This window comes from Rathayibacter sp. AY2B7 (assembly GCF_002931635.1).
Lineage (GTDB): Bacteria > Actinomycetota > Actinomycetes > Actinomycetales > Microbacteriaceae > Rathayibacter.
Window position 1 is genome coordinate 1 of sequence record NZ_PSUC01000134.1, and the last position, 8,078, is coordinate 8,078.

Here is an 8,078-nt window from a genome sequence, read left to right on the forward strand (position 1 = left end):
GCGTCCAGCGTGACCGTCGAGAACTCGGACGTCGACACCCGTCCGCAGACGATGGGCTACGTGGAGGTCGCCTTCTTCGTCTGCGAGTAGCGCCTGCCCGAAGGCCTCCTGAGCCTCCGTGGTCGCCCGCTCCGGCGCGCGACCACGGAGGCTCGTCGTCGTCACCGTCCACTGCACGTCGTCCCCGTCCTCCTGATGTTCCGATCACCATATCAGTATGGGGCAGGATGCGCCACACCTCAGTCTTCCTGCGGCTCCGCGCCGTCGCGCTGCAGGCGCACCAGGACGCGGCGGAGGTGCATGGCCGCGAGGACGCCGGGACCGAGGGTCCGGGACGTCGCTGCGGTGCGCTCGTCGACGACCTGCACGAGGTGCCGGATCGCACGGGCCGCGCCTCCGATCGCCCGGTGGGTCGCGGGAGAGCCACGGTCGTCGCGGTCGATCGCGTCGGCGACCGCTCGGCAGGCCTCGCTCAGCGGCGGGCCGAGCGCCGGGTCGAACGGGAGCGCACCCGGCCGCTCCCAGATGGTGTCGGCGACGGCGTCGCTGAGATCGCGGACGTGGAAGAGGATCGCGTCGAGCGTCTCCAGGCGGAGGTGGTCGGGCCGGGAGTCGCGCCGGTGCAGCAGCGCGCGCGGGTTGCCCTTGCGGCTCTCGTCCGCGTCCGCGAGGGCCGCGCGGACCTCCTCCGCCGTCCGGGCCAGCTCCTCGCCGTTGCGCGCCCACGCCTCGTGCTCGGGCGGCCACGTCTCCTCGAGCGCGGCGGCCAGCTGGCGCAGGTGCTCCGCGAGCTCGCGCTGGAACGCGTCGACCCGGGCGGACGCCGCCTCGACGGTGAGCCCGGGGGCGACGACCACGTTCACGAGCAGCCCCACCACCACGCCCACCGCCATCTGCACGAGGTAGCCGAGGGAGTAGTCCTCGGCGTCGGCCCCGCCGATGATCAGCACGAAGAGGGCCGCCATCGGCACGTACTCGCGGCCCGCGCCGAACCACCCCGTCCCCGAGAGGACCACGCCGATCCCGACGACGAGCGGGATCGTCCACCAGGTCGGGCCGACAGTGACCACCACGAGGGCGGCGAGCCCGATCCCCGCCGCCAGGCCGAGCAGGGTCTGCAGTCCGTTGCGGACCGAGCCCATCAGGGTCGGGTACATGCTGACCAGGGCGCCGAGCGGCGCGTAGTACGGGTACTGCTCCGCGACTCCGGGAGCGAGCGGCGCGACGGCCCAGGCGATGCCGACCGCCAGCGCCGTCTTGAGAGCGAGCATCAAGCGCGAGCCGGTGACCGCCTCCCTCCAGGCGAGGGCGGCGCGGGACGTCCGGGTGCGGGGCATCCCGGCACCCTAGGCGAGGGGCGCGGCCCGTCTCTCCCCTCTTGACAGCGGCGGCGGAGGCGCGGAGCGGCGGCGGAGGGCCGAGGACGGCGGCTCGGGACAGCAGAGCTGTCCACAACTCAGGACGAACGTCCGATCCGTCCCTCCTGATCCGCGCCGTTCCGCGGGGCGCTGCGAAGCCTTCCTCCGTGACGAAGGCGACCGCGGGTCGTGCGGTCCGCGTGAGGCGGAGCCATCCCTCGACGATCCACCCAGCCGTCTCGACGGCAGGGTCCCGAGCCCCGTCTCAGCGCGCCAGATGCTCGAACAGGGGATCCGTGTACGTCGTCACCGCCGCGTATCGGGCGGTCAGCCGCCGGTACTCCTCCGCCCGCTCGGGGTCCGGCTCGACGCGGTCGCGCTCGGAGACGGTCGCGGCCACGGCGGTGTCGAAGTCCGGATGCACGCCGGCGCCCACGAGCGCGCAGATCGCGGCACCCGTGCCCGCGGCGTCGGTCACGCGCATCCGCCGGGCGGGCCGGTCGAACACGTCGGCGACGATGCTCATCACGAGGTCCGAGCGGGAGCCGCCGCCCGAGACCACGATCTCGGCGAAGCGGCGGCCGAGCGCCGTCTCCATCCGGTCGACGTGCCCCCGCATCGTCATCGCGATGCCCTCCAGGATGCTGCGGTGCACGTGGAAGCGCCCCTGCCGTCCGTCGAAGCCGAGCAGCGCACCGCGGCGGTCCGGAGCGTCTCCGGGCGCGAGCCAGTCGAGCAGCGCGATCAGGCCGTCGGCGCCGGGCGGCACCAGGGCTGCGCCCGCGTTGAGCTCCTCGTCGGTGAGGCCGCCGGCGAGCAGGTCGCGCCACCAGCTCACCGTCCACATGCCGCGGCGGATCCCTCCGCTCTCGTAGAGGTAGCGGCCCGGCTCGCTGCCGAAGTTCACCCAGTACGCGTCCGACGAGGGGGCGAAGGGACCCGTCGACATCGCGGCGATGTAGGTGCCGAGGGAGAGGAGCAGCTGGTCGTCGGAGCGCAGGCCGCTGCCGAGCGCCTCGACCGCCTTGTCGTTCGCGGTTCCGAAGACCGGGAGCCCGGCAGGCAGGCCCAGGGCTCCGGCCGCCTCGGCGCTCACCCGTCCGAGGAGCTCCCCCGGGTCGACCAGCTCGAACAGCTGCTCGGGCCGGAGGCCGGTCGCCTCGTAGGCGGCGGGGTCCGTCGACCAGCGCCGTGTCGCCTGGTCGATCGGCCAGACGCCCTGGTGGTTGGCGGCCGCGTCCCGGCGCTCGCCGGTGAGGCGGTGAGTGATGTAGCCGGAGGAGGTCGTGACGGACGCGACTCCCGGCCGCTGCACGTGCGGGTGCGAGACGCGCTCGTCCATCCAGCTCAGCATCGGCTCGGCCAGGCGTCCGTCGGCGTCGAGCAGCGCGCGGCAGAAGCGGATCGTGCACAGCCCCAGGCCGACCAGTCGCGCCGGATCACCCCGGAACGACGCCATCGCCTCAGCGCAGGCGTCGACGATCGACTCCCAGACGTCGTCGCCCGGATGCACGACGTGACCGGGCTCGGGCGTCTCGTACCCGCGGAGCCGGCGCTGCGCCGAGGCGTGCACCGTCCCGTCCTGATCGAGGATCAGCACCTTCGTGCTCTGGGAGCCGTTGTCGACCGCGACGACGTAGCGCGCCTGGTCCGCGGTGCTCACGAGTCGAGGGCGATCAGCGTGCCGGCGTTCATCACGCCTCGCGGGTCGAAGGCGTCCTTGAGCGTGGTCAGCATTCCGAAGGCGGAGCCGTGCTCCTGCTGCGTCCACGGCGTGCGGTACTTGCCGATGCCGTGGTGGTGCACCATCGACCCGCCCAGGCGCAGCGACTCCTCGACGATGATCGCGTTGAGCGGGACGTGGTACTCGTCGATCTCCTCGCGCGGGGACACCTGGATCGCGTAGTCGTAGACGAAGTAGAGGTTCGTGCCGGTCTGGTAGCTGTGCGACGAGTGCGCGCCCAGCATCGTCAGGTCGGCGGCGCGGGGGAACTCCCCGCGGATCCGGGTCATGACCGCGTCGTAGAGCGCGCGCACCCGGGACCAGTCGATCGAGACCTCGGTGGTGTAGCCGAGGTGCGCCTCGCGCAGCATCGTCTCCTTCTCGGCGTCGATCTTGTCCTGGCCCCAGTTGAGACCGTCGAACCAGCGCTCGATCAGTGCCGTCTCGACGCGCTGGTGCGGACGGGAGGCGAACATCTCCTCGATCGCCTCGGCCGTGGCGTCCGCGATCCGCTTCGGGCCCTCGGCGACGAGGATCACGACGCTCCTCCCCCCGGCGAAGTGCGCGAAGTGCTGGGCGGCGTCCTCGGGCGAGTACGCGCGGCAGACGGAGGGGCGGTAGCCCGCGGTCACCAGCTCGCGCAGCGCGTCGACGCCGTCGGCGAAGTCGTCGACGAGGAAGCCGAAGAAGCGGTTGTTCTCGGGCTGGTACCGGAACACCTTGATCGTCACCTCGGTGATCACGCAGAGCGCGCCTTCGTTGCCGATCACGATGTGGCGGAGGTCCGGTCCCGCGGCGCGGCGCGGCACGTTCTTGATCCGCGCGACCGTCCCGTCCGGGAAGACGGCCTCGAGTCCGACGACCATGTCCTCGATCGCACCGTAGAGCGTCGAGAACTGGCCGATCGAGCGCGTGGCGACCAGGCCGCCGTACTGCGCGAGCGGCTTCGACTGCGGCGAGTGCCCGGTCGTGAGCCCCCGCTCGCGCAGCTCGTCCTCGAGCCGCTGCAGCGGCACTCCGCACTGCACGGTCGCCATCATGTCGACCGGGTCGATCGAGAGGATCGCGTCCATGCGGGAGCCATCGAGCACGATCGTGTCCTCGATCACGGTCTCGAGGCCGCCCTCGGTGGCCGTGCGGCCTGTGCGGGGGACCACGTTGACCAGGTTCGCGTCCGCGAACCGCAGGACGGACGCCACCTCCTCGGCGGTGCGCGGGTAGGCGATCACGGCGGGGATCGGCCCGTCGAAGATCCCGTGCACCGACTGGTACTTCTTGAAGCGGTCGACGGAGGCGAGCTCCAGCTCGCGCGGGTCGGTGTCGACCGATCCCGCGCCGAGCAGCTCGGTCACGGCGGCGACGATCTCGTCGCGGCGGAGGGAGGAACGGGAGGCGGCCATGCGGTGGTCCATCGCTTTCGGGAGGGTCGGGAGGGAGGTCATCAGCGGACGAGATAGCCGCCGTCGACGACCAGGACGTGGCCGTTGACGTAGTCGGAGGCGCGCGAGGCGAGGAAGACGGTGGCGCCCATCAGGTCGCCCGGGTCGCCCCAGCGCTCGGCGGGGATGTGCTCGAGGACCCGTCGGTCCGCGTCCGGGTCGGCGCGGGTGGCGGCGGTGATGGCGGTAGCGAAGTAGCCGGGAGCGAGAGCGTTGACCTGGATGTTGTCGCGGCCGAGCTCGTCGCAGTAGGCCTTGGTGAAGCCGACGATCCCTGCTTTGGTCGCGGCGTACGCGGGGGAGCCCTTGCCGCCGAGGAACGAGAACAGCGAGGCGATGTTGATGATCTTCCCGCCGCCCTGCGCGCGCATCCGGACCGAGGCCTCATGCGCCAGCTCGAACGCCGCGGTCAGGTTCACGGCGAGCATCGGGTCCCACTGCTCGCGGCCGAAGTCGTCGACGTCGGCGAGCAGGCAGATCCCGGCGGAGTTCACCAGCACGTCGATCGCTCCGAAGCGCTCGACGCAGGTCTCCACGACGCGGGCGGGCGTGCCCCGCACGCTGATGTCGGCCTCGACGAACTCGTAGCGCGCGCCGGTCGCCTCGACGAGCCGACGGGTGGTGCCGTCGTCCTCGGCGAGGCTCGGCACGAGCACGTCGGCGCCCGCGGTGGCCAGGGCGAGGGTGAAGGCGCGGCCGAGGCCGGTGTTGCCGCCGGTGACGACCGCGGTCCGGCCGGCGAGCGAGAAGTAGTCGGTCGAGAAGTCGGTGATCTCCATCGAGAGGTCCTTTCCGGGTCTCAGGCGCGGTGCGGATCGGCGATGCCGACGTAGCGGGTCTCGAGGTACTCCTCGATGCCCTCGGCCCCGCCCTCGCGGCCGAGGCCCGACTGCTTCACGCCGCCGAAGGGCGCGGCCGGGTTGGAGACGACACCGGCGTTGAGGCCGAGCATCCCGGTCTCGAGCTCCTCGGCGAGTCGGAGCCCGCGGTCGAGATCGCGGGTGAAGGCGAAGGCGACCAGTCCGAACGGCGTCGCGTTCGCGAGCTCCACCGCCTCCGCCTCGGTGTCGAAGACGACGATCGGGGCGACCGGGCCGAAGATCTCCTCGTCGAGGATCCTCGAGTCGCGCGGCACGTCCGTGAGCACGGTCGGCTCGTAGAAGTAGCCCGCACCCGGGACGGCGGAGCCGCCGAGGGCGAGCGTCGCCCCGTCCTCCAGGGCGCCGGAGACGAGCTCCGACACCTTCCCGCGGGTCGCCTCGTCCACGAGCGGTCCGAGAGTGGAGCCGGGCTCGGTGCCACGGGCGACGCGGAAGCCGGCCATCCGTTCGACGAAGGCCGAAGTGAAGCGCTCGGCGATGCCGCGCTGCACCAGGAAGCGGTTGGCGGCTACGCACGCCTCGCCCCCGTTCCTCATCTTCGCGAGCACGGCGCCCGAGACGGCGGACTCGAGATCGGCGTCGTCGAAGACGAGGAACGGGGCATTGCCGCCGAGCTCCATCGAGACCCGCAGGACCTGGTCCGCCGAATCGGCGATCAGGCGGCGGCCTACCTCGGTCGAGCCGGTGAAGGACAGCTTGCGCAGCCGCGGGTCGCGCAGCAGCGGACCCGTGACGGCTCCGGCGCTGGTCGTCGGCAGCACCGTCAGCACGCCGTCGGGCAGGCCCGCCTCGCGGAGCACCTCCGCCAGCAGCAGGGCGGTCAGCGGTGTGAGAGCGGCGGGCTTGAGGATCATCGTGCACCCGGCCGCGATCGCCGGCGCGATCTTGCGGGTGGCCATCGCCAGTGGGAAGTTCCAGGGGGTGATGAACAGGCACGGACCGACCGGGCGCTTCAGCACCAGGAGGCGGTTGAGTCCGTCGGGTGCTGTGGCGTAGCGCCCGGAGATCCGCGGTGCCTCCTCCGAGAACCAGCGCAGGAACTCGGCGCCGTAAGCGACCTCGCCGCGCGACTCCGCCAGCGGCTTGCCCATCTCGAGGGTCATCAGCAGCGCGAAGTCCTCGGCGCGCTCGGTGACGAGCTCGAAGGAGCGGCGGAGGATCTCGGCTCGGGCGCGGGGTGCGGTCGCGGCCCAGTCGCGTTGCGCGGCGGCCGCGGCGTCGAGCGCGCGGGCGCCGTCCTCGGGGCGGGCGTCGGCGATCTCGAGCAGCGTGCGGCCGGTGGCGGGATCCTGGACGGCGAAGGTGGAGCCGTCGGCGGAGTCGGTCCAGCCGGAGCCGAGCAGCAGCTGCACGGGGATCCGGGCGAGGAGGGCGGCCTCGTCGGCTGCGGTGGTCATGGGGGTCTCCGGGGTGGTTGTCGTGGCGGTCACAGGCGCAGGTCCCGCCCGATGAGGTCCTCGTAGAGGCGGAAGGGCGTCATCTCTCCGGCGCGATCGCCGTAGGAGGCGCGGGCGCGGCGGTAGATCTGCTCCACCAGGCCGCTGAGCTCGGCGGGCACGCCCACCGAGCGGGCGAGGTCGATCGAGAGGCCGAGGTCCTTGCAGGCGAGAGCGATGGCGAAGCCCTCGTCGTAGTCGCCGGCGGTCAGGATCGAGAGCACGTCGCGCTCGACGAAGGTGCTGTTCGCGGGGCTCGCGATGAGGGAGTCGCGCAGCACTCCGAGGTCGACGCCGGCCTTCGTGCCGATCGCCAGCACCTCGGCGGTCGCGACCAGGTGGGAGAACCACAGCTGGTTGATCATCAGCTTCACCGCGTATCCGGTGCCGTGGCCGCCGACGTGCAGGATCCGCTCCGGATCGCCCATCGCCTCGAGCACCGGGCGGACCCGGGCGACGTCCTCGGCCTCTCCGCCGACGAAGATCTGCAGCATCCCGCTGGCGGCGCCGACGGCCATGCCGCTGACCGGCGCGTCCAGGACCCGCAGGCCCCGGTGTCGTTCCTCGGCGCGGACCCGGTCCGCCACCTCGGGGACCGAGGTCGACATGTCGATCCAGGTGCCGCCGTCGGCGATCCCGGCGAGGATGCCCGAGGGGCCGCCGACGACGTCCGAGACGTGGCGCGGAGTCGGCAGCATCGTGATGACGAGGTCGCTCGAGGCCGCGACCTCGGCGGCGGTCGCCGCCCAGACGGCGCCGCCCGCCACCAGCTCGTCGGCCGACTCGCGGCGGATGTCCGTGACGACGAGCGGGAAGCCGGCCTTCTGCAGGTTCCTGGTCATCCCGGAGCCCATGTTGCCGAGGCCGATGAACCCGACGGTCGGGGTGGTGGCGGGGGGCATGGTGATCGTGTCTCCTGTCATGGGACGGCCGGAGCCGTGTAGAACGGGTTCGCCGGAGCGCCGCGGGCGGCGAGGACGTCCTCCAGCGGCGGCAGGCGTCGGGCGCCGTTGCGGAGCGCGGTGGCGGTCGCCTCGCGGTTGTGGCGGTAGACGGCGTCGGCGTCGTCAGCCGCCGCGTTCACCCAGACCGCGGCGATCACGACGCACTCGTCCACCACGGCGGGATCGACGGAGCCGTCGGCCACCGCGTCCGCCACTCCCGCCGCGACGCCGGCCTGCGCCGGGCCCCAGATCATCACGCCGTGCTCGTCGCCGGCCGGGGCCGATTTGGTGACGAAG

At 72.5% G+C, this 8,078-nt stretch carries 7 protein-coding genes; all 7 read right to left on the reverse strand.

Going from position 1 to position 8,078, the window contains the following annotated elements; genetic code table 11:
* Nucleotides 1–239: 239 nt before the first annotated feature.
* Nucleotides 240–1,337, reverse strand: coding sequence for an aromatic acid exporter family protein (locus C5C27_RS15810; RefSeq protein WP_104314882.1), 1,098 nt, complete (start codon nucleotides 1,335–1,337; stop codon nucleotides 240–242).
* Between the two features lie 286 nt (nucleotides 1,338–1,623).
* Nucleotides 1,624–3,021 carry an FGGY-family carbohydrate kinase gene (locus tag C5C27_RS15815; RefSeq protein ID WP_104314883.1) on the reverse strand — a complete coding sequence of 466 codons (1,398 nt, stop codon included), beginning with the start codon at nucleotides 3,019–3,021 and terminating at the stop codon, nucleotides 1,624–1,626.
* Nucleotides 3,018–4,523, reverse strand: a complete 1,506-nt coding sequence (locus tag C5C27_RS15820) for an FAD-binding oxidoreductase (RefSeq protein WP_258066823.1) — start codon at nucleotides 4,521–4,523, stop codon at nucleotides 3,018–3,020. Before C5C27_RS15820 ends, C5C27_RS15815 begins: the two co-directional genes overlap by 4 nt.
* Entirely contained in the window at nucleotides 4,523–5,299 is a 777-nt protein-coding gene (locus C5C27_RS15825; protein ID WP_104239396.1) for an SDR family oxidoreductase, read from the reverse strand. The genes C5C27_RS15820 and C5C27_RS15825 overlap by 1 nt, the downstream gene beginning before the upstream one ends.
* A 20-nt stretch (nucleotides 5,300–5,319) precedes the next feature.
* On the reverse strand, nucleotides 5,320–6,798 hold the full coding sequence (locus tag C5C27_RS15830) for an NAD-dependent succinate-semialdehyde dehydrogenase (RefSeq protein ID WP_104314884.1): 1,479 nt from the start codon (nucleotides 6,796–6,798) through the stop codon (nucleotides 5,320–5,322).
* Nucleotides 6,799–6,827: 29 nt separating this feature from the next.
* Entirely contained in the window at nucleotides 6,828–7,760 is a 933-nt protein-coding gene (locus tag C5C27_RS15835; protein ID WP_219812491.1) for an NAD(P)-dependent oxidoreductase, read from the reverse strand.
* Nucleotides 7,757–8,078 (reverse strand): formaldehyde-activating enzyme (locus C5C27_RS15840; RefSeq protein ID WP_181133568.1); only part of this gene is annotated, 322 nt, incomplete at its 5' end. The genes C5C27_RS15835 and C5C27_RS15840, both read right to left, overlap by 4 nt.